General features: G+C 69.0%; 25 protein-coding genes and 1 other RNA gene. 1 reads left to right on the plus strand and 25 read right to left on the minus strand.

What is annotated here, in order from left to right; translation table 11 throughout:
- Nucleotides 1-9 precede the first annotated feature (9 nt).
- From lpxC to rnpB, 23 genes are all read right to left on the minus strand, one after another.
- Nucleotides 10-945, minus strand: a complete 936-nt coding sequence (gene lpxC, locus E8D38_RS01505) for a UDP-3-O-acyl-N-acetylglucosamine deacetylase (RefSeq protein ID WP_140626169.1) — start codon at nucleotides 943-945, stop codon at nucleotides 10-12.
- A gap of 139 nt (nucleotides 946-1084) precedes the next feature.
- Complete coding sequence (gene ftsZ, locus E8D38_RS01510; protein ID WP_140625960.1) at nucleotides 1085-2284, minus strand: cell division protein FtsZ; 1200 nt, start codon at nucleotides 2282-2284, stop codon at nucleotides 1085-1087.
- A gap of 86 nt (nucleotides 2285-2370) precedes the next feature.
- The gene (gene ftsA, locus E8D38_RS01515; protein WP_140625961.1) at nucleotides 2371-3600 is read right to left on the minus strand and encodes a cell division protein FtsA; all 1230 of its coding nucleotides are present in this window, start codon (nucleotides 3598-3600) and stop codon (nucleotides 2371-2373) included.
- A gap of 18 nt (nucleotides 3601-3618) precedes the next feature.
- Entirely contained in the window at nucleotides 3619-4404 is a 786-nt protein-coding gene (locus E8D38_RS01520) for a cell division protein FtsQ/DivIB (protein WP_140625962.1), read from the minus strand.
- Nucleotides 4405-4425: 21 nt separating this feature from the next.
- Entirely contained in the window at nucleotides 4426-5382 is a 957-nt protein-coding gene (locus tag E8D38_RS01525) for a D-alanine--D-alanine ligase (RefSeq protein WP_140625963.1), read from the minus strand.
- Nucleotides 5379-6800 carry a UDP-N-acetylmuramate--L-alanine ligase gene (gene murC, locus E8D38_RS01530; protein WP_140625964.1) on the minus strand — a complete coding sequence of 474 codons (1422 nt, stop codon included), beginning with the start codon at nucleotides 6798-6800 and terminating at the stop codon, nucleotides 5379-5381. The genes E8D38_RS01525 and murC overlap by 4 nt, the downstream gene beginning before the upstream one ends.
- Entirely contained in the window at nucleotides 6797-7888 is a 1092-nt protein-coding gene (gene murG, locus E8D38_RS01535) for an undecaprenyldiphospho-muramoylpentapeptide beta-N-acetylglucosaminyltransferase (protein ID WP_140625965.1), read from the minus strand. The genes murC and murG overlap by 4 nt, the downstream gene beginning before the upstream one ends.
- Before the next feature lie 103 nt (nucleotides 7889-7991).
- The gene (gene ftsW, locus E8D38_RS01540) at nucleotides 7992-9293 is read right to left on the minus strand and encodes a putative lipid II flippase FtsW (RefSeq protein ID WP_140626170.1); all 1302 of its coding nucleotides are present in this window, start codon (nucleotides 9291-9293) and stop codon (nucleotides 7992-7994) included.
- A gap of 2 nt (nucleotides 9294-9295) precedes the next feature.
- Nucleotides 9296-11053, minus strand: coding sequence for a UDP-N-acetylmuramoyl-L-alanine--D-glutamate ligase (murD, locus tag E8D38_RS01545; protein ID WP_140625966.1), 1758 nt, complete (start codon nucleotides 11051-11053; stop codon nucleotides 9296-9298).
- 10 nt (nucleotides 11054-11063) lie between these two features.
- The gene (gene mraY, locus E8D38_RS01550) at nucleotides 11064-12245 is read right to left on the minus strand and encodes a phospho-N-acetylmuramoyl-pentapeptide-transferase (protein WP_140625967.1); all 1182 of its coding nucleotides are present in this window, start codon (nucleotides 12243-12245) and stop codon (nucleotides 11064-11066) included.
- Nucleotides 12235-13635 (minus strand): UDP-N-acetylmuramoyl-tripeptide--D-alanyl-D-alanine ligase, encoded by a 1401-nt coding sequence (locus tag E8D38_RS01555; protein ID WP_140626171.1) that lies wholly within the window; start codon nucleotides 13633-13635, stop codon nucleotides 12235-12237. The genes mraY and E8D38_RS01555 overlap by 11 nt, the downstream gene beginning before the upstream one ends.
- A complete protein-coding gene (locus E8D38_RS01560) occupies nucleotides 13635-15119 on the minus strand; it encodes a UDP-N-acetylmuramoyl-L-alanyl-D-glutamate--2,6-diaminopimelate ligase (RefSeq protein WP_140625968.1) in 1485 nt (494 codons plus the stop codon). Before E8D38_RS01560 ends, E8D38_RS01555 begins: the two co-directional genes overlap by 1 nt.
- The gene (locus E8D38_RS01565; protein WP_140626172.1) at nucleotides 15119-16909 is read right to left on the minus strand and encodes a peptidoglycan D,D-transpeptidase FtsI family protein; all 1791 of its coding nucleotides are present in this window, start codon (nucleotides 16907-16909) and stop codon (nucleotides 15119-15121) included. The genes E8D38_RS01560 and E8D38_RS01565 overlap by 1 nt, the downstream gene beginning before the upstream one ends.
- Nucleotides 16909-17229, minus strand: coding sequence for a cell division protein FtsL (ftsL, locus tag E8D38_RS01570; RefSeq protein ID WP_140625969.1), 321 nt, complete (start codon nucleotides 17227-17229; stop codon nucleotides 16909-16911). Before ftsL ends, E8D38_RS01565 begins: the two co-directional genes overlap by 1 nt.
- Nucleotides 17226-18188, minus strand: coding sequence for a 16S rRNA (cytosine(1402)-N(4))-methyltransferase RsmH (gene rsmH / locus E8D38_RS01575; RefSeq protein WP_140625970.1), 963 nt, complete (start codon nucleotides 18186-18188; stop codon nucleotides 17226-17228). Before rsmH ends, ftsL begins: the two co-directional genes overlap by 4 nt.
- A gap of 11 nt (nucleotides 18189-18199) precedes the next feature.
- A complete protein-coding gene (mraZ, locus tag E8D38_RS01580; RefSeq protein WP_140625971.1) occupies nucleotides 18200-18628 on the minus strand; it encodes a division/cell wall cluster transcriptional repressor MraZ in 429 nt (142 codons plus the stop codon).
- A 247-nt stretch (nucleotides 18629-18875) separates the two neighbouring features.
- Nucleotides 18876-19178, minus strand: a complete 303-nt coding sequence (locus E8D38_RS01585) for an H-NS histone family protein (RefSeq protein WP_246099319.1) — start codon at nucleotides 19176-19178, stop codon at nucleotides 18876-18878.
- A 34-nt stretch (nucleotides 19179-19212) separates the two neighbouring features.
- Nucleotides 19213-19446 carry a hypothetical protein gene (locus tag E8D38_RS01590; protein WP_140625972.1) on the minus strand — a complete coding sequence of 78 codons (234 nt, stop codon included), beginning with the start codon at nucleotides 19444-19446 and terminating at the stop codon, nucleotides 19213-19215.
- Nucleotides 19447-19570: 124 nt separating this feature from the next.
- Nucleotides 19571-20239 (minus strand): phosphoribosyltransferase, encoded by a 669-nt coding sequence (locus E8D38_RS01595; RefSeq protein WP_140625973.1) that lies wholly within the window; start codon nucleotides 20237-20239, stop codon nucleotides 19571-19573.
- 22 nt (nucleotides 20240-20261) lie between these two features.
- Nucleotides 20262-20741, minus strand: a complete 480-nt coding sequence (locus E8D38_RS01600; protein WP_140625974.1) for an SRPBCC family protein — start codon at nucleotides 20739-20741, stop codon at nucleotides 20262-20264.
- A 40-nt stretch (nucleotides 20742-20781) separates the two neighbouring features.
- The gene (locus E8D38_RS01605; protein ID WP_181178886.1) at nucleotides 20782-21945 is read right to left on the minus strand and encodes a hypothetical protein; all 1164 of its coding nucleotides are present in this window, start codon (nucleotides 21943-21945) and stop codon (nucleotides 20782-20784) included.
- A 259-nt stretch (nucleotides 21946-22204) separates the two neighbouring features.
- Nucleotides 22205-23410 carry a multidrug effflux MFS transporter gene (locus tag E8D38_RS01610; RefSeq protein WP_140625976.1) on the minus strand — a complete coding sequence of 402 codons (1206 nt, stop codon included), beginning with the start codon at nucleotides 23408-23410 and terminating at the stop codon, nucleotides 22205-22207.
- Between the two features lie 39 nt (nucleotides 23411-23449).
- Nucleotides 23450-23790, minus strand: an RNA gene (gene rnpB, locus E8D38_RS01615) — RNase P RNA component class A.
- A gap of 67 nt (nucleotides 23791-23857) precedes the next feature.
- Between rnpB and cysK the strand changes: the two genes are divergently transcribed.
- On the plus strand, nucleotides 23858-24784 hold the full coding sequence (gene cysK, locus E8D38_RS01620; protein ID WP_140625977.1) for a cysteine synthase A: 927 nt from the start codon (nucleotides 23858-23860) through the stop codon (nucleotides 24782-24784).
- Here cysK and E8D38_RS01625 read toward each other — a convergent pair.
- Together E8D38_RS01625 and E8D38_RS01630 are read right to left on the minus strand one after the other, a co-directional pair.
- Nucleotides 24751-25500, minus strand: coding sequence for a DUF3025 domain-containing protein (locus E8D38_RS01625; protein WP_140625978.1), 750 nt, complete (start codon nucleotides 25498-25500; stop codon nucleotides 24751-24753). The two genes, cysK and E8D38_RS01625, sit on opposite strands and share 34 nt — an antisense overlap.
- Nucleotides 25500-26315 carry a DeoR/GlpR family DNA-binding transcription regulator gene (locus tag E8D38_RS01630; RefSeq protein ID WP_140625979.1) on the minus strand — a complete coding sequence of 272 codons (816 nt, stop codon included), beginning with the start codon at nucleotides 26313-26315 and terminating at the stop codon, nucleotides 25500-25502. The genes E8D38_RS01625 and E8D38_RS01630 overlap by 1 nt, the downstream gene beginning before the upstream one ends.
- Between the last annotated feature and the right edge of the window lie 41 nt (nucleotides 26316-26356).

Consider the following 26356-nt stretch of genomic DNA (forward strand, 5'->3'; position numbering starts at 1 on the left):
AGCGAGCGCTCACCAGGCCGGCGCCAGCTCGGCGAAACCCTGCGGCGCCTGGGCTTCGTCGTCGAAGGTGACGAACTCGTGGGCCGAGGCATCGGCCAGCAGCGCACGCAGCAGCTTGTTGTTGAGCGCATGGCCGCCCTTGTAGGAGGTGTAGGCAGCCAGCAGCGGCGTGCAGGTGAGGTAGAGGTCACCGATCGCGTCGAGGATCTTGTGCTTCACGAACTCGTCGTCGTAGCGCAGGCCGTCGCTGTTGAGCACCCGGTAGTCGTCGACCACGATGGCGTTGTCCATGCTGCCGCCCAGGGCCAGGCCGCGCGAGCGGGCCATCTCCACGTCTTTCGTGAAGCCGAAGGTGCGGGCGCGTGCGATGTCGCGCTTGTACTGCCCGGAGGCGAAGTCGAAGGTGACGTTCTGGCCGGTCTGGTCGACCGCCGGGTGGTCGAAGTCGATCTCGAAGCTGAGCTTGTAGCCGTGGTAGGGCTCGAGCCGGGCCCACTTGAGCGAGCGGCCCTCGCCTTCGCGCACTTCCACGGTCTTGAGCACCCGCAGGAAGCGCTTGGGCGCGTTCTGCAGCGCAATGCCGGCGCTTTGCAGCAGGAACACGAACGACGCGGCCGAGCCGTCGAGGATGGGCACTTCCTCGGCGTTGATGTCGATGTAGAGGTTGTCGATGCCGAGCCCGCAGCAGGCCGACATCAGGTGTTCGATGGTCTGCACCTTGGGGGCGCCCGGGTCGCCGCCCGGCGAGATGGTCGAGGCCATGCGGGTGTCGCACACGGCACCGGGCGTCACGGGAATGTCGACCGGCTGGGGAAGGTCGACCCTGCGGAAGACGATGCCGGTGTCGGCAGGCGCCGGCCGCAGCACGAGTTCCACCCGCTGGCCGCTGTGGACGCCCACGCCGACGGCGCGGGTCAGGGACTTGAGGGTGCGCTGCTGCAACATGGTCGCCATTCTAAGAAGGTGCGCTGGGGAGGTCGCTCCAGCAATGGACCGGCCCCGCCGCTCTCTTCACAGAGCGGCGGGGCTCGGCCGACGAAGGTGCAATGGCTTAGATGAACAAGATCGATCGGGCGACGGGGTTCTAGTCCGCCTGCTTGCGCAGGAACGCCGGAATCTCGATCTCGTCCATGCCATTGCTCGCCAGCGCGTCGACCTTGGCCGCGGCCTGCGTGCGACCGCTGCGCCACACGCTGGGCACGTTCAGGCCGCCGTAGTCGTGCTGCGCCGCCGGGCCGCTCACCGTGTTGGTCAGCACCGGGATGTTGTCGGTGCCGGTGCGCTGGGCGACCGTGTTGTGCACCACGGTCATCGGCGCAGCGGCCCGCTTGGCAGGGGCCAGGCCGGTCGCGATCACGGTCACGCGCATCTGGTCGCCCAGGCTCTCGTCGTAGGCAGCGCCGAAGATCACGTGGGCATCTTCCGCGGCATAGCGGCGGATGGTGTTCATCGCGTTCTTGCTTTCGCTGAGCTTCAGGCTCGAGCGGCTGGCGGCAATGAGCACCAGCACGCCGCGCGCGCCGGAGAGGTCCACGCCTTCGAGCAGCGGGCAGGCCACGGCGCCTTCGGCAGCCTTGTGGGCGCGGTCGGGGCCGCTGGCGATGGCGGTGCCCATCATGGCCTTGCCGGGCTCGCTCATCACCGTCTTCACGTCTTCGAAGTCGACGTTGATCGACGCGTCGATGTGGATGATGTCGGCGATGCCGCCCACGGCGTTCTTGAGCACGTCGTTGGCCTGCTTGAAGGCCTCGTCCTGCGACACGTCGTCGCCCAGCACCTCGAGGAGCTTCTCGTTGAGCACCACGATCAGCGAGTCGACGTTGGCTTCGAGCTCGGCGAGGCCGGACTCGGCCTGCTTCATGCGGCGGCCGCCCTCGAAGTCGAAGGGCTTGGTCACCACGCCCACCGTCAGGATGCCCATCTCCTTGGCCACGCGGGCGATCACGGGGGCCGCACCGGTGCCGGTGCCGCCGCCCATGCCGGCGGTCAGGAAGATCATGTGGGCGCCGTTGATGGACGCACGGATGCGGTCCACCGCCTCTTCGGCCGCGGCGCGGCCGGCCTCGGGCTTGGAGCCCGCGCCCAGGCCGGTGGTGCCCAGCTGGATGAGGTTGTGGGCGGACGAGCGGTTCAGCGCCTGGGCGTCGGTGTTGGCGCAGATGAACTCCACGCCCTGCACGCCTTCGCTGATCATGTGTTCGACGGCGTTGCCGCCGCCGCCGCCGACGCCGATCACCTTGATCTGCGTCCCGAGGTTGAACTCCTCGATCATTTCAATAGGCATTTGATACCTCCTTCGTCGTCGTCAAGCAGTTGCCATTGCATAAAAGGGAACATGTCGTCGTTCATCGAGAGCCGATCCAGCTGTGCTCAGAAATTGCCGATGAACCAGTCTTTGACGCGGCCGAACAGGGTCTGCACAGACCCCGCCTGCTGCGCCGCCTTGATCCCGCGTGAACGCGCGATCCTTGCTTCTTCGAGCAAGCCCATCACGGTGGCCGACCGGGGGTTGGCCACCATGTCAAACAAAGCGCCGGAGTACGTGGGAATGCCCTTGCGTACCGGCTTCAGGAAGATGTCTTCACCCAGCTCCACCATGCCGGGCATCACCGCCGCGCCGCCGGTCAGCACGATGCCGCTGGAGAGCAGCTCTTCGTAGCCGCTCTCGCGGATGACCTGGTGCACCAGCGAGAAGATCTCCTCGACGCGCGGCTCGATCACGCCGGCCAGCGCCTGGCGGCTCAGCATGCGCGGTGCGCGGTCACCCAGCCCCGGCACCTCGACCTGCTCGCCCGGGTCGGCCAGCAGCTGCTTGGCCACGCCGTAGTCGACCTTGATCTCCTCGGCGTCCTTGGTGGGCGTGCGCAGCGCCATCGCGATGTCGCTGGTGATGAGGTCGCCGGCGATCGGGATCACCGCGGTGTGGCGGATGGAGCCATCGGTGAAGATCGCCACGTCGGTGGTACCCGCGCCGATGTCGACCACCGCCACGCCGAGGTGACGTTCGTCTTCGGTCAGCACCGCGGCGCTCGAGGCGCTCGGGTTCAGCACCAGCTGTTCGACCTCGAGCCCGCAACGGCGCACGCACTTCACGATGTTCTCGGCCGCGCTCTGCGCGCCGGTCACGATGTGCACCTTCACCTCCAGGCGCCCGCCGCTCATGCCGATGGGCTCCTTGACCTCGTGCCCGTCGATCACGAACTCCTGCGGCTCGACCAGCAGCAGCCGCTGGTCGTTGGGGATGTTGATGGCCTTGGCCGTCTCGACCACGCGCGCCACGTCGGTGGGTGTGACCTCCTTGTCCCGCACGATCACCATGCCGGTGGAGTTCTGCCCGCGGATATGGCTGCCGGTGATGCCGGTGTAGACGCGGCTGATCTTGCAGTCGGCCATCATCTCGGCCTCTTTCAGGGCCTGCTGGATGGACTGCACGGTGGCGTCGATGTTGACCACCACGCCGCGCTTCAGGCCATGCGAGGAGGCCACGCCCAGGCCTGCCACGCGCAGCTCGCCGCCGGGCAGCACCTCGGCCACCACCGCCATCACCTTGGCGGTGCCGATGTCCAGGCCGACGACCAGATCCTTGTATTCCTTGGCCATGGTGTTGTGTGTTCTCGTTTACTTCGTTTTCTTGGCCTGCAGGTCCACCGTCGTGATGCCCTTCAGGCGCACCGCGTAACCGGTGCTGTGTCGGAGGTCCGCGTACTCGAGCGGCCGCTGGTAGCGCGCGATCACCTGCGTGACCGTGTCGACGAAGGCCTCGGTGCGCGCCAGCACTTCCTCGGCGCCGCCGCGGCCGAGCTCGATGTCGGCGCCGGTGTCCAGTTCGACGCGCCAGGAGCCGCGTTCCGAAAGCTTCAGTTCCCTGAGCTGCGCCCCGTCGAGCCGCGCGATCACCGGCGCGAGCCGGCGGTACAGGTCGAGCATCAGCGCCGCGCTGCCCTCGGGACCCTGCAGCGTGGGCAGCGCGTCGTCTTCCACGTCACCCAGGTTCACGTCGAACACCTCGCCGAAGGTGTTGACCAGCTGGTCGTCGCGGTCGTCGCGGTGCCAGTAGGCCGCCGGCCGATGCTCCTCGAGCCGCACGGCCAGGCGGTCGGGCCACACGCGCCGCACGATGGCGCGCCGCACCCAGGGCACCGCCTCGAAGGCCTGCTGGCTGCGTGCCAGGTCCAGGGTGAAGAAGTTGCCGACCAGCTTGGGCGCCGCATTGGCGCGGATCGTCGTCACGCTGTTGCGCGACACGTCGCCGTCGACCTGGATGCCCCGGATCGAGAACAGCGGCAGCCGCGCCAGCCACATCACCACCAGCCCCGCAAACGCGAGCGCCGCCAGCACGAACAGGAAGCTCGCGCTGGCGTTCATCACGCGGATGTCGAAGGGTTGGGGCGCAGCGGCGTCCATCTCTTTTCTCTTCTTTGCCAATCAACCGTCCAGGGCCGCGCTGGCCAGCAGGTGCAGGCACAGCTGCTCGTAGCTCATGCCGTTGCTGGCCGCCGACTTGGGCACCAGCGAATGCGAGGTCATGCCCGGCGAGGTGTTCATCTCGAGCAGGAAGGGCTTGCGGTCGCTCCTGCGGATCATCAGGTCGGCCCGTCCCCAGCCGCGGCAGCCGAGCGCGCGATACGCCGCCACCACGATGCGCTGGATCTCGGCCTCCTCGGCCGCCGGCAGCCCGCTCGGGCAGAGGTACTGGGTGACGTCGGTGAAGTACTTGTTCTGGTAGTCGTACTTGCCCTCCGGCGCCACGATCCGGATCACCGGCAGCGCGCGCGCGCCGGCGCCCTCGCCCAGCACCGGGCAGGTCACCTCTTCGCCTTCGATGAACTCCTCGCACAGCACGTCGGGGTCGTACTTCACCGACAGCGCCACCGCCTCCTGCATCTCGGAGTAGCCCGCGACCTTGGTGATGCCGATCGACGAGCCTTCGCGCGGCGGCTTCACGATGAGCGGCAGGCCCAGGTCGTCGGGCACGGTGCGCACCCGCTCGCGCGTCTGCTGGTCTGGCGACAGCCACACATAGCGCGGCGTGGGCAGGCCTTCGGCGATCCAGACGCGCTTGGTCATCACCTTGTCCATCGCGATGGCCGAGGCCATGACGCCGGAGCCGGTGTACGGTATGCCCAGCAGTTCGAGCGCGCCCTGCACCGTGCCGTCTTCGCCGTGCCGGCCGTGCAGCGCGATGAAGCAGCGCGCGAAGCCCTCGCGCTTCAGGTCGTCGAGCGGCCGCTCGGCGGGATCGAAGGCATGCGCGTCCACGCCCTGCGACTGCAGCGCGGCCAGCACGCCGCCGCCGGACATCAGCGAGATGTCGCGCTCGGCCGAAGTGCCGCCCATCAGCACGGCGACCTTGCCCAGCAACTTCACGTCTACCTTGCTCATGCCGTGCCTCCTTTCAGGCGCTCGACCACCAGGGCCGGCACGCCGCCGATGGAGCCCGCACCCATCGTGATGACCACGTCACCGGCGCGCGCCTGTTCGACCACCGTCTGCGGCATGGCGGCGATGTCGTCCACGAACACCGGGTCCACCTTGCCCGCCACGCGCAGCGCGCGCGCCAGCGCACGGCCGTCGGCCGCGACGATGGGTGCCTCGCCGGCGGCGTACACCTCGCCCAGCAGCACCGCGTCGGCCGTGCCCATGACTTTCACGAAGTCCTCGAAGCAGTCGCGCGTGCGGGTGTAGCGGTGCGGCTGGAAGGCCAGCACCAGCCGGCGGCCCGGGAAGGCACCGCGCGCCGCGGCGATCACCGCCGCCATCTCGACCGGGTGGTGGCCGTAGTCGTCGATCAGCGTGAACTCGCCGCCGCCCTGCGCTTCGGACACCGGCAGTTCGCCATAACGCTGGAAGCGCCGCCCGACGCCGCGGAACTCGGCCAGCGCCTTCACGATGGGCGCATCGGCCAGCTCCAGTTCGGTGGCCACCGCGATGGCGGCCAGCGCGTTGCGCACGTTGTGCTCGCCCGGCAGGTTGAGCGTGACGTCCAGGTCGGGCATGCGCACACCGTTGCGGCGCTGCGCGGAGAAACGCATCTGACCGCCTTCGAGCGCCTGCACGTTCACCGCGCGCACCTGCGCGTCTTCGCCGAAGCCGTAGGTCACGATCGGGCGCGACACCAACGGCATGATCGACCGCACACCGGGGTCGTCGGCACACAGGATGGCCGCGCCATAGAACGGCATGCGGTGAATGAAATCGACGAAGGCCGCCTTCAGCCGCGCGAAGTCGTGGCCGTAGGTGTCCATGTGGTCGGCGTCGATGTTCGTGACCACCGCCATCACCGGCAGCAGGTTGAGGAACGACGCATCGGACTCGTCGGCCTCGACCACGATGTAGTCGCCCGAACCCAGCCGCGAGTTGGCGCCGGCCGCATTGAGTCGCCCGCCGATCACGAAGGTCGGGTCCACGCCGGCCTCGCCCAGCACCGAGGCCACCAGCGAGGTGGTGGTGGTCTTGCCGTGCGTGCCGGCGATGGCGATGCCCTGCTTCAGGCGCATCAGCTCGGCCAGCATCACCGCACGCGGCACCACCGGCACGCGCGCAGAGCGCGCCGCGATCACCTCGGGGTTGTCGCCCTTCACCGCGGTGGAGGTGACGATGGCGTCGGCGCCCTTGATGTGTTCGGCGTCGTGGCCGACCGCCACCTTCATGCCCAGCGCGGCCAGCCGGCGCAGCGTGGCACTGTCGGCCTGGTCGGAGCCGGAGATGGTGTAGCCCAGGTTGAGCAGCACCTCGGCAATGCCCGACATGCCGGACCCGCCGACACCGACGAAATGGATGTGCTTGACTGCGTGTTTCATCTGGAAGGCTCCTTCACGAGCCTGTCGAGTTCGTCGGCCACCCGCGAGGCGGCTCGGGGCCGGGCCAGCGCGCGGGCCTTTTCGCCCATGGCCTGCAGATGGGTTCGGTCCAGGCCGCGCAGGGTGTCGGCCAGCTTCTGCGGCGACAGCTCGGCCTGCGGCAGGTGCATGGCCGCGCCGTGCTGCGCCATGAACTGCGCGTTGTCGCGCTGGTGCGAGGTGGTGCTCACGATCAGCGGCACCAGCACCGAAGGCACGCCCGCCGCGCACAGCTCGCTCACGGTGACGGCACCGGCGCGGCAGACGATCACGTCGCACTCGGCCAGCCGGCGGGCCATGTCGTCGATGAAGGCGACGACTTCCACGCCTTCGCTGATGCCGGCCTTGGCATAAGCGTCTTTCACCGCATCGCGGTTGAGCTGGCCGGTCTGGTGGGTGACCAGCGGGCGTTCGCCGGGCGCCATGAGCGCCAACGCGGCCGGGACGGTGTCGTTGAGCACGCGCGCACCGAGGCTGCCGCCGACCACCAGCATGCGCAGCGGGCCGCTGCGGCCGGCAAAGCGTTCGGCCGGCGACGGCAGTTCCTCGATCTCTTCGCGCACCGGGTTGCCGGTGACGACCGCGCGCTTGATCTTGGCGGCCGCGGCGCCATCGAAGCCGAAGCCGACGCGGTCGGCCACCGGCAGCAGTGCGCGGTTGCTCATCAAGAGCGACGCATCGGCATTCACCAGCATCAGCGGCTTGCCCAGCAGGGTGGCCATCACGCCGCCGGGGAAGCACACATAGCCGCCCATGCCCAGCACGACGGTGGTGGCGCGGGCGCGCAGGATCTTCAGGCACGACCAGAAGGCGCCCAGCATGCGGATGCCACCGGTGAGCGTGTGCAGCAGCCCCTTGCCGCGCAGGCCGGAGAACGAGATGGTGTCGAGCGGAATACCTTGCGACGGCACCATGCGGTTTTCCATGCCTTGCGTGGTGCCGAGCCAGCTCACCGTCCAGCCGCGGCGCTGCATTTCCTGCGCGACGGCGAGGCCGGGGATGATGTGGCCTCCGGTGCCGGCGGCCATGATGACGAGGTGGCGAGTCATTGGCTCGCTCCTCGTTGGGTTTGACCTACTTTGCAAGACCGCGCCGGGTCGCGCCCCGGCAGGCCGGAACAACAAGGCACCAACGCAGAGAAGCAACGAGCCATCACGCCCTCCCTCCCCGCATCAACTGCCGGTTCTCGATGTCCACCCGTACAACGATGGCCAGCGCCACGCAGTTCCAGAGAATCGCCGACCCCCCGTAGCTCATCAGCGGCAAGGTCAAGCCCTTCGTCGGCAGCACCCCCAGGTTCACCCCCATGTTGATGAACGCCTGCCCGCCCATCCAGATGCCGATGCCCTGGGCCACCAGCCCGGAGAACACCCGGTCCAGCGCGATGGCCTGGCGGCCGATGTGGAAGATCCGCCGCGTGAGCCAGAAGAACGCGACGATCACGCACATCACGCCGACGAACCCGAGCTCCTCGCCGATCACCGCGAGCAGGAAATCGGTATGCGCCTCCGGCAGGTAGTGCAGCTTCTCGACGCTCGAGCCCAGCCCCTGCCCGAACAGCTCGCCGCGGCCGAACGCGATCAGCGAGTGCGACAGCTGGTAGGCCTTCCCGAGGGTGTATTTCTCGTCCCAGGGGTTGAGGTAGGCAAAGATGCGCTCGCGCCGCCATTCGCTGAAGGTGATCATCAGCACGAAGGCGCCCACCAGCACCGCGGTGATGAGGAAGAACATGCGCCCGTTGACGCCGCCCAGGAACAGGATGCCCATTGCAATGGCGGCGATCACCATGAAGGCGCCCATGTCGGGCTCGGCCAGCAGCAGCAGGCCCACCACCGCCAGCGCGATCGCCATCGGCGCCACCGCGCGGAAGAAGTTCTCCTTGATGTCCATCTTGCGGACCATGTAGTCGGCCGCATACAGCGCGATGGCGAGCTTGGCCAGCTCCGACGGCTGGAAGCTCATGAAACCCAGCGGGATCCAGCGGCGCGCACCGTTCACGCCCTTGCCGATGAAAGGCACGAGCACGAGCACCAGCAGCAGCAGTGCCACGACGAACAGCCACGGCGCCGACTTCTCCCACACACGCATCGGCAGCTGCACCGCCACCAGCGCCGCCAGGAGGCCGGTCGCGATGAACAGCATCTGCCGCGTGAGGAAGTGCGTCGGCGCGTAGCGGGCGAACTTCGGGTTGTCCGGCAGCGCCACCGAGGCCGAATAGACCATCACCATGCCGAGCGCCATCAGTGCGACCGCCATCCACACCAGCGTCTGGTCGAAACCGGCCAGGCGTGCCGGCTGCCCCGAGGACACGCTCACCCAATCGCGCACCGGCACATGGCCCGCGCCGGCATCGCGGTCGCGGCCCGGCCACCACGACGACGGCCGCAGCCGGCCGAACGCGGCGGCGGCGCGCTCGCGCAGCGCCACGAGGCTGAAGGCCGAGATGCGCGCCATCGTCACTGCAGCGACTCCCCGTGTTCGGCGGCCAGTGCCTGCACGGTGTTCGCGAACACCTCGGCGCGGTGCGCGTAGTTGCGGAACATGTCGAGGCTGGCGCAGGCCGGGCTCAGCAGCACCGCGTCTCCGCTCGCGGCCTGCTGGAAGCACCAGGCGGTGGCGGCCTCGAGGGTGTCATGGCGCTCCAGGGGCACGTTGCTGGCGGCCAGCGCGTGCGCAATGAGGCCCGCGTCGCGTCCGATCAGCGCCACCGCACGCGCATGGCGCGCCACCGGCTCGGCCAGCGGCGAGAAGTCCTGGCCCTTGCCGTCGCCGCCCAGGATCACCACCAGCTTCGCCGGCAGCTTGTCGGCCCCCAGGCCGTTCAACGCCGCCACGGTGGCGCCGACGTTGGTGCCCTTGCTGTCGTCGTAGGCCTCCACGCCGTTCACCGTGCCGAGGTACTCGACCCGGTGCGGCTCGCCGCGGTATTCACGCAGGCCGTGCAGCATCGGCGCCAGCGGGCAGCCGATGGCAGTGGCCAGCGCCAGCGCAGCCAGCGCATTGGCGGCGTTGTGGCGCCCGCGGATGCGCAGCGCGTCGGCCGGCATCAGGCGCTGGATGTGCAGCTCTTCCTCGTCGTCGTCCTTGCGGCGCTTGATGGTTTCGTCGGCCTCCATCGCGCGCGCCAGCCAGGCCATGCCGTTGGTCGTGACGATGCCGAAGTCCCCGGGGCGCTGCGGCGCGTCGAGGCCGAAACGCACGGCCTTGCGCACGATGGGCCTGGCGCCGCGGCCCTTCACCGGAATGGGCGCCGGGACCATCTTCTCGACCAGCGGGTCGTCGCGGTTGACCACCATCACCGCGTCCTTGCCGTAGATGCGCGCCTTGGCGGCGGCATAGGCCGGCATGTCGCCGTGCCAGTCGAGGTGGTCCTGCGTGACGTTGAGCACCACCGCAGCGCTGGGCTCGAAACCTTGCGCGCCGTCGAGCTGGAAGCTGGACAGCTCGAGCACCCACACGTCGGGCAGGTGCTCGAACACCGGTGCGGCAGGCGGCGGCGGCGCGAGCTGCAGCGGGGCGTCGTCGTTCGACGCGGCGGCAGCGGCTTCGCTGGCGAGCGCAGCAACCTCATCCCTGCCTTCTCCCTCAAAGGGAGAAGGCGCGTCATGCCCCTCTCCCTCTCCTTCTCCCCCTGCGGGAGAGGGCTGGGGTGAGGGCGGCGGCGACTCCGCTGCCGCCTCTTCTTCCGGCACGGACACCGGTTCGAGGTCCAGCGCATCGGCCAGCGTCTGCAGCATCGTCGGCCCGACATTGCCGGCCACCGCCACCCGCCTGCCCGCCCGCTCGACCAGCTGGCCGGTCATCATCGTCGTGGTGGTCTTGCCGTTCGTGCCGGTGATCGCCAGCACCTTCGGCGCGTAGCGGCGCTCCTCCTTCAGGTCGGCCAGCGCCCGCGCGAACAGCGTGAGCTCGCCCTGGACCAGCAGGCCGCGTTCGGCAGCCGCATCGAGCAGGGCCGCGACCTCGGCATCGCGCGGCGAAAGGCCCGGGCTCTTGAGCACGAGCTGCATGCCCTCGAGCAGCGCCGGGGCGAACGGCCCGCTCGCGAATTCGGCGTCGCTCACATGCTGCCTGAGCGCCTCGAGCTGCGGCGGCGCCTCGCGCGTGTCGGCCACGCGCACGCGCGCGCCGCAGCGCGCCGACCAGCGCGCCATCGCAAGGCCCGAGTCTCCCAGCCCGAGCACCAGCACGTTGAGACCGTTCAGATGTTTCATCTTCTTCGGCTCACCGCAGCTTCAACGTGGACAGGCCCACCAGGCACAGCAGCATGGTGATGATCCAGAAACGCACCACGACCTGCGTTTCCTTCCAGCCGGACTTCTCGAAGTGATGGTGGAGCGGCGCCATCAGCAGGATGCGCCGGCCTTCGCCGTACTTCTTTTTCGTGTACTTGAACCAGGCCACTTGCGCCATCACCGACAGCGCCTCGACCACGAAGATTCCGCCCATGACGGCCAGCACGACTTCCTGCCGCACGATGACCGCGACGGTGCCCAGCGCGCCACCCAGCGCGAGCGCTCCCACGTCGCCCATGAACACCTGGGCCGGGTACGCGTTGAACCACAGGAAGGCCAGGCCCGCGCCGGCCATCGCGGCACAGAAGATCAGCAGCTCGCCTGCGCCGGGGATGTGCGGCAGCAGCAGGTACTTCGAATAGACCGCGTTGCCGGTCACGTAGCAGAAGAGACCGAGCGCCGAGCCCACCATCACCACCGGCATGATGGCCAGGCCGTCCAGGCCGTCGGTCAGGTTCACCGCGTTGCTGGAGCCCACGATCACGAGGTAGGTGAGGATCAAGAAGCCGAATACGCCCAGTGGATAGCTCACCGTCTTGAAGAAGGGCACGATCAGGTCGGCCTTGGGCGGCAGGTCGTTCGAGAAGCCGCTCTGCACCCAGCGCAGGAAGAGCTCGAGCACCCGCAGGTTCGAGGTTTCCGAGACGCTGAACGCGAGATACAGCGCCGCCACCAGCCCGATGACCGACTGCCAGAAGTACTTCTCGCGCGAGCGCATGCCCTCGGGATTCTTGTGCACGACCTTGCGCCAGTCGTCGACCCAGCCGATGGCCCCGAAGCCCAGCGTCACCAGCATCACGATCCACACGAAGCGGTTGGTCCAGTCGAACCACAGCAGCGTGGACGTGCCGATGCCGATGAGGATCAGCACGCCGCCCATGGTCGGCGTGCCGCGCTTGGACAGGTGCTCCTGCACGCCGTATTCGCGGATCGGCTGGCCGATCTTCAGCTCGGCAAGCTTGCGGATCACGAAAGGCCCGAAGGCCAGGCCGATCAGCAGGGCCGTCATGGCGGCCATCACCGCACGGAACGTCAGGTACTGGAAGACGCGCAGGAAGCCGAGCTCGTCGGGGTAGAGCACCTGCAGCCAGGCGGACAGGCTAACCAGCATGGGCAGCTCCCTTCAATGCAGCCACCACTTGCTCCATCTTCATGAATCTCGATCCCTTCACCACCACGGCGCCGGCCGCAGGGGCTTGTGCCTGTTGCACGGCGGCGATCGCATCGGCCACCGCATTGAAATGGCGAGCGGTGGCGCCGCCGGCGTCGCGGTAGGCCTCCACCGCGTGAGCACTGGCAGCGCCAACCGCCCATAGAAACTCCACGCCCTGCGCGGCTGCGTGCGCGCCCACCTCGCGGTGGAAGGCCGGCCCCTGGTCGCCCACCTCGCCCATGTCGCCCATCACCAGCCAGCGCGGGCCTGGCAGCGTGACCAGCACGTCGATGGCTGCGCGCATCGAGTCGGGGTTGGCGTTGTAGGTGTCGTCGATCAGCGTGACGTCGCGTTCGTCCTGCCTGATGCGCTGCACCTGCGAACGGCCTTTCACCGGCTCGAAGGCCTCCAGGCCCCGCACGACGGCGTCGAGCGGACAGCCGGCGGCCAGCGCACAGGCCGTGGCCGCCAGCGCGTTCTTCACGTTGTGCCATCCGGCCACGCGGACCCGGGCCGCGGCCTCCCCCGCCGGGGTGTGCAGGCTCAGCACCCAGTGGTCCACCGCCCACGTCGCGGCGCCGGTCACGTCGGCCGGGCCCTGCAGTGCAAAGCCCAGCAAGCGACGCGAACCGGCGAGTTGCCGCCAGATCGGGGTGTGGGCTGCATCGTCGAACGGAAACACGGCCGCGCCGTCGGCAGGCAACGCCTCGATGACGGCGCCGTTTTCGCGGGCCACCGCCTCGACCGACTGCATGAACTCCTGGTGCTCGCGCTGGGCGTTGTTGACCAGCGCGACCGTGGGGGCCGTCCAGCGCGCCAGCAGCGCGATTTCGCCCGGGTGGTTCATGCCGAGCTCGACCACGCCGGCACGGTGCTGGCCGACGCCGGAGCGGTTGAGCCGCAGCAGCGTGAGCGGCACGCCGATGTCGTTGTTGAAGTTGCCTTCCGTCGCGAATGCCGCAGCCCCATGCCAGGCGCGCAGGATGCTCGCGATCATCTGCGTCACCGTGGTCTTGCCGTTGCTGCCGGTCACCGCGATGAGCGGCAGGTCGAACTGCGCCCGCCACGCCGCCGCCAGGTCGCCCAGCGCCTGCCGGCTGTCGGCCACCAGCAGGCCGGACAGCCCGGCTTCGGCCACGCCCCGCTGCGCGATCACCGCCACCGCGCCGGCCGAGCCGGCCTGCGGCAGGAAGTCGTGCGCGTCGAAGCGTTCGCCCTTCAGGGCCACGAACAGGTCGCCCGCCTGCAGCGTGCGGGTGTCGGTATGGACGCGTGCGATGGCAACGCTGCCGTCGCCCACCAGCCGGGAGCCCGGCAGCAGCGCATGCGCCTGGGACAGGGTCATCATCATGTCGCGCTCCTTGCGCGCAAGACTCGCGCCGCCTCTTCGACGTCGGAAAAGGCGTGTTTGATCCCTGCGATTTCCTGGTAGTCCTCGTGCCCTTTGCCGGCAATCAGCACGACGTCGCCGGCCGCGGCCGACGACAGCGCCTGGCCGATCGCCACCCGCCGATCTTCGACCACCGCGGCATCGGCCGGCCGTGAAAGACCTGCAACGATGTCTTGCAGGATGGCCGCCGGCGCTTCGTTGCGCGGGTTGTCGCTGGTAACCACCACACGGTCGGCGAGCCGCTCGGCGATGCCGCCCATCAGCGGGCGCTTGGTCGCGTCGCGATTGCCGCCGCAGCCGAACACGCACCACAAGGCGCCACCGCGTTCCTGCGCGAACGGGCGCAGCGCGAGCAGGGCCTTCTCGAGAGCATCGGGTGTGTGCGCATAGTCCACCACCACTGCCGGCTGGGTTGCCGCGGCCGGCACCCGCTGCATGCGCCCCGGCACCGGCGTGAGGCCGGCGCAAGCCGCTGCGGCATCGGGCAGCGCGACACCCAGCGAGCGCAACGCGCCGATCACGGCCAGCAGGTTGCCGACGTTGTAGTCGCCGATGAGCTGCGTCCGGACCCGGGCGGTGGCCGCGCCTTCGCGCAGGTCGAACGCCAGGCCGCCCTCGTGGTAGCCCATGCCGGCGGCACGCAGCCGGGCGCCAGCCTCGCCGCTGGAATACGTCCACAGCTCGAGCCCGCCGCCGGCCAGCCGCGTGGCCAGTTGCCGGCCCTGGTCGTCGTCGACGTTGACCACGGCGGCGCGCAGCCCGGCCCAGCCGAACAGCGCCTCCTTGGCAGCCCAGTAGGCTTCCATCGACCCGTGGTAGTCGAGGTGGTCCCGCGTGAAGTTGGTGAACAGTGCCACTGCGATGTGCGTGCCGACCAGGCGTTGCTCGACGATGCCGATCGACGAAGCTTCGATGGCGGCAGCGGCCAGTCCCTGCTCGAGGAAGCCTCGGAAGGCGCGTTGCAGCGTCACCGGGTCCGGCGTGGTGAGGCCGGTGTGCGCGACCTGGGGCGGCACGCCCACGCCGAGCGTGCCCACCACACCCGCGCCGCGGCCCAGGCTCGACAACGCCTGCGCCACCCACCAGCTGGTGGAGGTCTTGCCGTTGGTGCCGGTCACCGCCACCACGTCGAGTGCGCGGCTCGGTTCGCCGTAGAAGCCGCTCGCGATCTCGCCGGTGGCGGCCTTCAGGCCGCGAAGGGCGGCAATGCGGTCGTCGTCGAAGGCGAAGCCCTGCACACCCTCGGCTTCCACCAGGCAGGCCGGCGCGCCGGCCGCCAGCGCGCCGGCGACGAAGCTGCGCCCGTCACGGGCATAGCCGGGCCAGGCGATGAAGGCGCTGCCCGGCGCGACGTTGCGGCTGTCGGTGGTCAAAGCCACGGCACCGCGCGTGCGCAGCCAGCGCAGCGCGTCGTTTGCGGATTGCAACTCGAGCAGAGCCATCAGAAGCTCTCCTCCACCGCCGGCATCTTGTGGGTCACGATCTGCGGCTTGACCTCGATGTCCGGCGGCACGCTCATCATGCGCAGCGTCTGCTGCACCACCTCGCTGAACACCGGCGCGGCCACGTCGCCGCCGAAGTACTTGCCGGCATTCGGCTCGTCCACCATCACGGCCACCACGATACGCGGATTGGAGATGGGCGCGAGCCCGACGAACCACGAGCGGTATTTCTTGTCGGCGTAGCCCTTGCCTTCCTGCTTGTGCGCGGTGCCGCTCTTGCCTCCCACCGAGTAGCCGATGGTCTGCGCCTTCGGCCCGGTGCCGCCGGGGCCTGCGGCCATCTGGAGCATCTTGCGCACCGCCCGGGCGGTTTCTGGCGAAACGACACGCACGCCGGCCGCGGGCTGCTCCTGTCGGGTGATGGACACCGGCATCAGCTCGCCGTCGTGCGCGAACACGGTGTAGGCGCGCGCCAGCTGGAACAGCGAGGCGGACAGGCCGTAGCCGTAGCTCATCGTCGCCTGCTCGATGGGGCGCCAGGTCTTGTACGGGCGCAGCCGGCCGCTCACCGCGCCGGGGAAGGCGATCTGCGGCCGCTGGCCCAGGCCGATGGCGCTGAACAGCTCCCACATTTCGCGCGGCTGCATCTGCATCGCCATCTTCACCGTGCCGACGTTGCTCGACTTCTGGATCACCTCTTCGACCGTGAGTGCGCCGTGCGGATGCGCGTCGTTGATGGTGGAACCGGTGATGGTGATGCGCCCGGGCGCGGTGTCGATCACCGTGCTGGGGCGCACGCGGCGGGTTTCGAGCGCCCAGGCAGCGATGAAGGGCTTCATCGTCGAACCGGGTTCGAAGGTGTCGGTCAGCGCGCGGTTGCGCAGCTGGGCACCGGTGAGGTTCTGGCGATCGCTGGGCGAATAGCTCGGGTAGTTCGCCAGCGCCAGTACTTCGCCGGTGGCCACGTCGAGCACCACCACCGAGCCGGCCTTGGCCTTGTGCTCGGCGACCGCGTCGCGGATGCGCTGGTAGGCGAAGAACTGCACCTTGGAGTCGATCGACAGCTCGATGTCGCGGCCGTCGGCCGGCTGGACGCTGTCGCCGATGTCCTCGACGACGCGGCCCAGGCGGTCCTTGATGACGCGGCGCGTGCCGTCGCGGCCGGAGAGGTCCTTCTGGAAGGCGAGCTCGATGCCCTCCTGGCCCTTGTCTTCGACGTTGGTGAAGCCCACCACATGCGCGGCCGCCTCGCCTTCGGGGTACTTGCGCTTGTATTCCTGCAGCTGGTAGACGCCCTTGATGCCGAGTTCCTTGACCTGCAGAGCCACCGTTTCGTCGACCTGGCGGCGCAGCCAGACGAAGTTCTGGTTCTCGGCGAACCGCTTGTCGAGCTCGGCGGGCGTCATGCCCAGCAGCCTGGCCAGCTGGCGGCGCTGCGCCTTGGTGGCTTCGAGGTCCTTCGGAATGGCCCACAGCGAAGGCGCCGGTACGCTGGAGGCGAGCAGCAGGCCGTTGCGATCGGTGATGCGGCCGCGGTTGGCCGGCAGGTCGAGCGTGCGCGCGTAGCGGTTCTCGCCTTGCTTCAGATAGAAGTCGGTCGAAAACACCTGGATGTAGGCAGCCCGGCCGATCAGCACCAGGAAGGCCGCCCCCACGCCGGCCACCAGCAGCTTCGAGCGCCACGGCGGCGTCTTGGCCGCCAGCAGCGGGCTGGTGGCATAGCGCACGCTGCGCGACTGCGCGCCGGCCTGGCGCGGCGCGTTCTGCGAGTTGCGGCGCAGCCAGCGCATCATTGCGAGGCTCCTTGCTGCGGCGGCGCTGCCTGCGCCGGCGTCGGCGCCGGCGTGCCGCCCGGCACCACGTACTCGGTGACCGCCGCGTTCGCGGTGCGCATCTGCAGCTTCTCGCGCGCCACGCGCTCCACGCGCAGCGGCGTGGCCTGCGCCCGCTTGTCCACCTGCAGCCGCTCGAAGTCGGTATCGAGGGTGCGCTCCTCGGCGCGGGCGCGGTCGAGCGCGGCGAACAGGCGGCGCGACTCGTACGAGGTCTTCACCAGGTACAGGCTGCTGGCCAGCAAGGCCAGCAGCAGCACGATGTTCAGCCGCGTCATGCCGCGGCCCCCATCGGTGCGTCAGTGCGCTCGGCCACACGAAGAATGGCCGAACGTGCCCGCGGGTTGTCGCGCACCTCGGCTTCACCCGGCTTGATGCGCGCCAGCGCCTTCAGCAGCGTGGGCTTGGGCTCGGCAAACGGCGCGCGGCGGTCGACCTCATGCTTGCTGTGACGCGCGATGAAGGTCTTGACGATGCGGTCTTCGAGCGAATGGAAGCTGATGACCGCCAGCCGCCCCTTGGGCGCCAGCACGGCAAGCGCCGCGTTCAGCCCCTGTTCGAGCTCCTCAAGCTCGGCGTTGACGAGAATCCGTAGAGCCTGAAATGTGCGCGTAGCAGGGTCCTGGCCCGGTTCGCGGGTTTTGACCGCGCGAGCCACGACTTCGGATAGCTCACCGGTGGTTCGAACAGGACGCCCGCCTTGCCGGCGAGCAACAAGCGCCTTTGCAATCGGAATAGCAAACCGTTCTTCCCCATAGTCGCGTATCACCTCCGCAATGCGGCGCTCGTCCGCGCCCTCCAAGAATTCCGCCGCGCTCTGCCCTCTTGTGGGGTCCATGCGCATGTCCAGCGGGCCATCGAAACGGAAGCTGAAGCCGCGTTCGGGGTTGTCGATCTGCGGCGACGACACGCCCAGGTCGAGCAGCACGCCGGCCACCGCGGCAATGCCGCGCCCAGCCAGCACCGCGCCCAGTTGCGCAAAGCTGGCGTGCTCAATGGCAAAACGCGGGTCCGAGACCCGCGTGGCACCTTGCGTTGCGTGTGCTATCGCATCGGGGTCCTTGTCGAAGGCGACGAGCCTGCCTTCCTTCGAAAGCTTCTCGAGCACGAGCCGCGAGTGGCCGCCGCGGCCATAGGTACCGTCGACGTAGACGCCGCCAGGCGAGGTGACCAGCGCATCCACCGCCTCGTGCAACAGCACGGTGCGGTGCTGCCAGGGCCCTTGTGTCGGTTCCATGGCGGCGGCGCTCAGAAGGTGAAGTCCTTGAGCACCTCGGGCATGCCTTGCTGCATGACCTCGGCCTCGTGCGCGGCGTGGCGCTGGGCATCCCAGAGCTCGAAATGGCTGCCCATGCCGAGCAGCATGACGTCGCGGGTCAGTCCGGCGGCCGCGCGCAGCTCGGGCGAGATGAGCACGCGTGAGGAGCCGTCGATCTCGACGTCCATGGCGCTGCCGAGAAAGATGCGTTTCCAGCCGGAAGCCGACATGGGCAGGGCGGCGATGCGGTCGCGAAACCCTTCCCAGGCCGGCCGCGGAAAGAGCATCAGGCAGCCGTCAGGGTGCTTGGTGACGGTGAGTTGCCCGTTCGCGGTGGCCATGAGCACGTCGCGATGGCGCGCAGGAACGGACAGCCGCCCCTTCGCGTCCAGCGCCAGCGCCGAAGCCCCTTGAAACACAACACTCGCCACAATTACCCACTAAAGTGCACTTTCTCCCACTGTAGCGGATGCCCCACAGAAGGGTCAAGACGAGATGTAAGAAAAACTCAATGGAATCAAGCACTTACGCGGCACTTCGCACACAGCCTGAAACAAAAAGTCCTTCAAAAAGAAGGACTTGCAGAAGTGACTGGAAGTGATGGATGAGGAGTCCGCCAGCTTAGGGGGACGTCCGGGGCCCAAAAGCCGGGCAGGTGTTGGAAGGCTAGCCGTTGACGGCGGCCGCAGCGCGCAGCTCGTCCACGGTGTAGCCCTCCTTGAGCAGGGCGTCGCGCAGCCATTGCGGGTGCGCGCCGTCACCGTTCCAGGTCTGGCCGGTCTTCGGATGGCGGTACTTGACGGCTTCAGCGGGCCGATCGGCCGCCGAAGCTGGCGAAGGCGAGCGGTGCGGGGCACGCTCGAGCTCTTCAGGCGTGATGGACCAGTACTCCATCAGCGTGCGGATCTGATGGATGATCGCGGCCTTTTCCCGAAGGGAGGAGGGGTGGTCGTCGGCGCTCACAGCCACTGGCAACAAGCGCCGACGCCGGCCGGAATGCGCCTCAGGTGGCGCTGGCGGCCTCGAGTTCCTTGCAGGACGGGGCGCAGACGGACTGCGTCTTGCCCAGCAGCTTGACGGACTTCAGCGCGGCGCGCGGACGGTGCTTGCCGCAGCGGAAGCAGGACATGGTGGCGGCACCGAAGGCGCCGGTGGAAACGAAGGGAGAGCCCGACGCCTTGCTTCGATAGCGCAGGCCGTCGTCGTGGATGGAGGTCTTGACTGCGTCTTTTGCCATTGATGTCGCAACGCGATGCGTTGTCTGGGGAGAGGCCGCCCGGGGCGGCGAAGGCGCTATTTTCCTTCATGCCGAGCCTCCCCGTGTAAACGGGGGTGTTCCACCGTGCCCGGACCGACGCTTTTTACCGGTCCCAGTGTCCGGCCGCATTCAGCAGGCGAACGACTTCGTCGTCGCTCGTCTGCTCGAAGTCGCCGAAATAGAAGCCCACCGAATGGAAGTCGTGCAGGGCCAGCGGACAGACCAGCTCGTCGGCCAGGGGCGCCAGCGCATCGAGCGAACTCTGCGGCGCCACCGGCACCGCAAGCACCGTGCGCCGCACCCCGGCCGCCGACAGCGCCCGGAGGGCTGCACGCACCGTACCGCCGGTGGCGATGCCGTCATCGACCAGCACGACGCAGCGGCCTTGCAGCCGGGGCGGCGGCCGGTCGCCGCGGTAGAGGCGCTTGCGCTCGGCGATCAGCTGCAGCTGCTCGCGGATCTCGTCCTCCACGTACCCCGGGGACGGCCGCACCATGTCCATCACGTCGTCGTTGAACACCGGCTGCGGCGACTCGCCGTCGACGACGGCCCCGAGCCCCAGCTCCGGGTAGCCGGGCGCACGCAGCTTGCGCACCATCAGCAGGTCGAGCGGCGCCTCCAGGGCCCGGGCGATCTCGAAGGCCACAGGCACCCCGCCTCGGGGCAGGGCCAGCACCAGCGGTCGTTCCGGCCGGAGGTGGGTCAGCAGCGACGCCAGCTGGCGGCCGGCTTCCGCACGGTCTGCGTAGTGCTGGCGCGCCGAGCTGGACATGTCGGTCCGGGCTGCCCCGCCGCTACAGCCGGCCCTCGCGCTGCCATTCGCGCAGCGTGCGGACCATGTCCTGGTCGTTGGCCAGCCAGGCCTGCTCGCGCAGGGACTGCAGCTGCGCGTCCAGCCCTCCGCCGGCGACGGTTTCGTCGCTGGTGTAGACGAACCGCAGGAACAACGCGCCGGGGCCCGGCTCCTCGATGGTGATGCTCAGGCGCACGCTGGGCATGCCTTCCTGCGGCAGCGGCTCGAAGTGCAGGCCCCGTTCGGCATCGAGCCGCACATGGTCCTCGATCACGAGCGCGCCGAAATGGACCTGGCGGCGCAGCGGCTGTGCATCGCCCTCGCCATGGCCATCTGCCAGCTCGCAGCGATCAGGACCGAGTGGAAACGCCTGCGGCGTGCGGGCTCGCGCCACGAGGCCGCGCCAGAGTTCGGCGCGTGTCATGGGAGTGACGACCGGGTTGCCCGCGTCGTTGATCTGGATGAGGTGTTCGAAACGCATGGATGCGGCAGCTTACGCCATGCCGTCCCAGCGGACCGAGTCACCTCGTTGCGAGCATTGACGGCGCCGCCACCACTGGCTGGGCTTGCTGGGCACCTTGCTGCTGACCTTGCTGCAGCAGGCGCTGTGCAGACGCACGATGTTCGGCCGCCAGCGACTCGAGGCTGCGGCCCGAGCGCTCGACCACCTGCTGGAGCGCCGCGATCTCGCCCCGTGCGCCCATCTGCTGCGCATACTCGTTGACCTGCCGCACTCCTTCGCAGCGGGTGTCTTCGAGCAGCTTGCCGACGCTCACCGCGGCATGCCCGTAGGCCTCGCGCTTGAGCTCGGCTTGCGCCAGCTGGGATTCGCTCCAGCCGACGCGCCGGGCGATCGTGAGGCCGAAGTTGTGGTCGATGAGCGACGTGCCCCGCTCCAGCAGCACGCCGGCGATGCCGGTGCAGACCTGCAGGCGGTTGGCGTCCTTCACCGCGTCGTTGGAGCAGTACTGCGCCACACGCTGGTAGCCGGGCATCGGCAGCGAAGCCTGCATGGCGATCACTCGCGTGTAGACGGCCGGCCACAGGTACGCCGGCACGTCGGCCGGCAGGTGCGTGCGGGCCAGCCCGGGCAGCAGGCCGAAGAAGGTTTCGCTTGCCTGGGCATGTGCGATCCGGTACATCGCCTCGGCAAACGCGCCGCCGTCACGACGGTTCTGCGCTGCTTCGGCGGCAAACATCCAGGGCACCGCATTGCGCGCGTCGAGCTGCGCCCACTGGTCGTACGAAATGAGCTGGCAGCCGCCTCGCCGGCCTTCGAGGGCGCCGGTGCTCTGGCAGGCCTGCACCGCGAGTGCATAGACCGCCGGGTCGCGCGAATCGACCGCCAGCTTCGCCAGAGCGTTCACCGGCTGGGTGGCACCGGCCACGTCGTCGTCAGGCGGCGCACTGGCCGCCGCGGGCGTGCCGGCGATACGTGAGCGCTGCTCCAGAGCGACGCCCACCTGCTGCGCCACCTGCATCGACAAGCCCGCCGCCCGGGCGCGCGCGTCACCCGCGAGCAGGCGCTCGATCAGGCGCCGCAGCGCGGTGTCGACGTCGGTGAGCGTGCGTTTGCGAAAGGCCTCGGACTCGAGTTCGGCTCGGGCCAGCGAGCCCAGCCCGCAGACCTCGACCTGGGCCGGGCGTTCTTCGGCGGCGGCAACGCGCGGCGCGGCCGTCGGCACCACAGCCGGCTGCTGGCGTTGCGGAGCAGAGGCACGGGGCTGGCCTGGCGCGGCCGCCACGCGTTCGGCCGAAACGGTTGCGGGCGCGACCGGGTGCCGATGCCAATAGGCAAGCGCCGCGAGCACCAGGCACACGACGACAACGCCGCGACCCCAAGCGTCGATGCGCCAACTCTCTCTTTCCCTGTCGCCCCTCATGGCGCGAAATGATAGGCAAGACGGACCGGGCGACCCGTAACGAAACGCTGGCTTCGTGGGCTCACTGCAACCGTCGCCTGACCCACAGCCAGGCGACCAGGCCCACGTTCATCATCAGGAACGAAGCCACGGCGAGCGCCAGCGTGGAGTGCATCACCAGCGGGGCGATCACGCCGGCCACGATGCCGTTGGCGACGCTGCCGATGAAGGCCTGCAGCGACGAGGCCATGCCGCGCCGTTCGGGGAAGAGGTCGAGCACCATCAGCGTGACGACCGGCACCATCAGCGCCCAGCCGAAGGCGAAGATGCCAATGGGCAGCAGCGCCCAGCTCACGTGGGCCGGCCAGATGAAGTTGGCCGCCACGTTGACCACCGACACCACGCTCATGATCACGAAGCCGCGGCGGATCTGCCGGCGCGGCTCGATCCTGCCGGCCAGGCGGCCGCTCGCCCAGGCGCCGCCCATGATGCCGGCGATGGTGAGCGAGAAGAACCAGAAGAACTCGGTGGGGCCGAGCTTGAGGTGCTGGCCGAGGAAGGTGGGGGCCGACAGCACGTAGAGGAACATGCCGTTGAACGGCACGCCGCTGGCCAGCGCCAGCATCAGGAACCGGGGGCTGGAGCCGAGCTGCCAGTAGCCGCGCATCAGGTTCGGGATGTTGAACTGCTGGCGGTGCGTGACGTGCAGCGTTTCGGGCAGCAGCTTGTAGTTCGCCACCAGCAGCAGCAGGCCCACGCCGGTGAGGAACCAGAAGATCGCGTGCCAGTCGGCATGCACGAACAGGAAGCCGCCGACGATGGGCGCCACCGCCGGCGCCACGCCGAAGTAGATGGTGACCTGCGACATCACCCGCTGCGCATCGGCCGGCGGAAACATGTCGCGGATCACCGCGCGCGACACCACGATGCCGGCACCGGTCGACAAGCCCTGCAGCGCGCGGAAGAACACCAGCGCGCCGATGCTTTCGGACAGCGCGCAGCCGGCCGAGGCCAGCGTGAACACCGCGATGCCGGCCAGCACCACCGGCCGCCGCCCGAAGCTGTCGGACAGCGCGCCGTGGAACAGGTTCATGAAGGCGAAGCCGAACAGGTAGGCCGACAGCGTCTGCTGCATCTGCACCGGCGTGGCCCCCACCGAGGCGGCGATGCCGTCGAAGGCCGGCAGGTAGGTGTCGACGGCGAACGGGCCCAGCATGCCAAGGCAGGCGAGCAAAACGGCAAGGGCCCAGCGCGGTGCGCGCCAGAGCGTGTGGGCATCGGGATTCATCGGCTGCCTTGTTCTTGTGGTTCCGCTTGTGGCGGAAATGTGTGAAGCAAGCCGATAGGCCGGATTCTGTGCGTCAGGTCGCCCTGACGTGACCGCCATTCCTCTGGGCCATGGATCGCTCGCATGGCTCGGTGCTACCTACCCGCCGGCTCCGCGGGCCGCATCATCGCCGGCCTATTTGGTATTGCTGCGCGTAGAGATTGCCCGTTTCACCCGAGGCGTGCCGCGCATTCGCGCGGGCAACGCCTCGACTCGTCTCTGTTGCTCTGATCCTCACCTCACGGTGGACAGGTGTTACCTGCTACGCTGCCCTGCGCAGTCCGGACCTTCCTCCAGTGCGGCATTTCTGCACTTGCACCAGCGGCGGTCTGGCTTGCTTCACGGGCGCGATTATCCAGCCATCCGAGCCAGAATCAGCGGCGCAGCTGCACCAGGAGACCTCATCTCATGAAAGTCAACAACGTCCTCGAAACCATCGGCGCCACGCCGCACATCCGCCTCAACCGGCTGTTCGGGCCCGGCGCCGGCAGGCACGAGATCTGGGTGAAGTCGGAGCGCAGCAACCCCGGCGGCTCCATCAAGGACCGCATCGCGCTGTCGATGATCGAAGACGCCGAACGCTCCGGCGCGCTCAAGCCGGGCGGCACGATCGTCGAGCCCACCTCCGGCAACACCGGCATCGGCCTGGCCATGGTGGCCGCGGTCAAGGGCTACAGGCTGGTGCTGGTGATGCCCGACAGCATGTCGGTCGAACGGCGCCGGCTGATGCTGGCCTATGGCGCGACCTTCGAGCTGACGCCGCGCGAGAAGGGCATGAAGGGCTCGATCGCCCGCGCACAGGAGCTGGTGGCCGGCACGCCCGGCGCCTGGATGCCGCAGCAGTTCGAGAACCCCGCCAACATCGACGTGCACGTGCGCACCACGGCCCAGGAGATCCTGGCCGACTTCCCCGACGGGCTCGACGTGCTGATCACCGGCGTGGGCACCGGGGGCCACATCACCGGCTGCGCGCAGGTGCTCAAGAAGGCGTGGCCCGGGCTCAAGGTGTTTGCGGTGGAACCGACCGCGTCGCCGGTCATCAGCGGCGGGCAGCCCGCGCCCCACCCCATCCAGGGCATCGGCGCCGGCTTCATTCCGAAGAACCTGCAGACCGAGCTGCTCGACGGCGTGATCCAGGTGGAAGCCGAAGCGGCGCGCGAGATGGCGCGGCGCTGCGCACGCGAGGAAGGGCTGCTGGTGGGCATCTCCTCGGGCGCCGCACTGGCTGCGGTGGCCCAGAAGCTGCCCGAGCTGCCGGCCGGCTCTCGGGTGCTGTGCTTCAACTACGACACCGGCGAGCGTTACCTCTCGATCGAAGGCTTCCTGCCAGCCTGAAGGGGCCGGAACACTTCCTCATCGTCATGGAAGCCGGGCACCTCGTTGCCCGGCCACCAGCCCGGCACGCCGAGCACCGGCAGCGGCAGGAAGGGCTTCGGCACCAGTGCCGAGGCGTCGAGCTCCGCACCCGGCACCCCCACCCACACATGGGCGGTGATCGACTTGTACGGGGTGACCAGCTTCTCGAGCAGCGCGTGGCCGAACAGCGTGAGCTTCACCTCCCGCTGCCAGCGGTCGCGCTGCGTGACGAGCAATCCTTTCCAGTCGCGCTCGCGCAGGCGCTGCACCAGGTCCGCCGGCGCCTCCAGCAGCGCGGCGTTTTCGTCGAACAAGGTGAGCGCGTCGCGCAGCGGGCCGCGCGCCGTGCCCACGCCGTGCGCCGCCACGGCTTGCGCCTGCAGCTCGTTGAGCCGGCGCTTCAGCACCGGCCAGTGCAGCCACATCAGGCCGTTGAAGAAGTCGTGCAGGTTGTCGCGCGTGGGCACGCAGGCGGTGCGGTGGATGAAGGCCTCGTAGGCTTCGCCCTCGGGCTGGGCTCCTTGCGCCACGAAGTGCAGTTCGCCGCCTTCGAGCCGCAGCCCGCCCTGGCCCGACAACACCCGGTTGAGCGCACCGGCCACCGTGCCGCAGGCGGCCGCCAGGTTCGCCACTTCCTCGCCGCAGCGGCGATACGGCGCAAGCCAGGGGCGTGACCAGTCGATCGCCGGCAGCATCACCTGGCCCGCGTCCGCAACCGGGCGGCCGAGGAGGGCCCCGCCACTTGCACGTCCACCCCCAGCGCCGCCACCTCCGGCCAGGCGCGGTCGGTCACCAGCGTGTGCACCTGGGACCAGGCGGCCACCACGAAAGGCGCCACGTTCTGCTGCTTGGAATGGTCGGCGAGGATCAGGGTGCGGGTGGCGGCGGAGATCATCGCGCGCTTGATGGCCGCATCGGCCTCGTCGCTCGCGGTGATGCCCATGCGTGCATCCAGCGCGCAGGCCCCGGGCACGGCCCAGTCGGCCCGGCAGTGGGCCAGCAGGTCGTGGGCGGCCGGCCCCCACAGCGCACGCTGCTGCGGCTGCCAGGTGCCGCCGGTGATCAGCAGCTGCACAGCCGGGTCGCGATCGAACAGGGCCGCCACGTCGAGCGCGTTGGTGATCACGGTGAGCGGACGCGCCGTCACAGAGCGTGCCATCGCCAGCGTGGTAGACCCGGCATCGAGGATCACCGTCTGCCCGGGCTCGATGAGCTGCGCGGCCGCATGGCCGATGGCGTCCTTGGCCTTGGCCAGCACCCCGGCGCGCGCCTCGAAGCCGAGCCGCGCGGTGTCGAGCATCACGGCACCGCCGTGGGTCTTCTGCAGCGCCCCCTGGGCTTGAAGCTCGAGCAGGTCGCGCCGGATGGTGTGTTCCGAGACCTCGAGCATTCGAGCAAGATCGAGCACCTCCACCCTGCCCTGCTGCTGCAGCCACTTCAGGATGCGGGCACGCCGCTCCTCCGCGAAACGCGGCAATGCATCGGCGGGTTTGGGCACGGGTTTGACCATGGCGCGATTCTAGTCACACACCATTGCTCGAATATGCTCTA

The sequence above is a fragment of the Methylibium rhizosphaerae genome, assembly GCF_006386545.1.
Lineage (GTDB): Bacteria > Pseudomonadota > Gammaproteobacteria > Burkholderiales > Burkholderiaceae_C > Pseudorivibacter > Pseudorivibacter rhizosphaerae.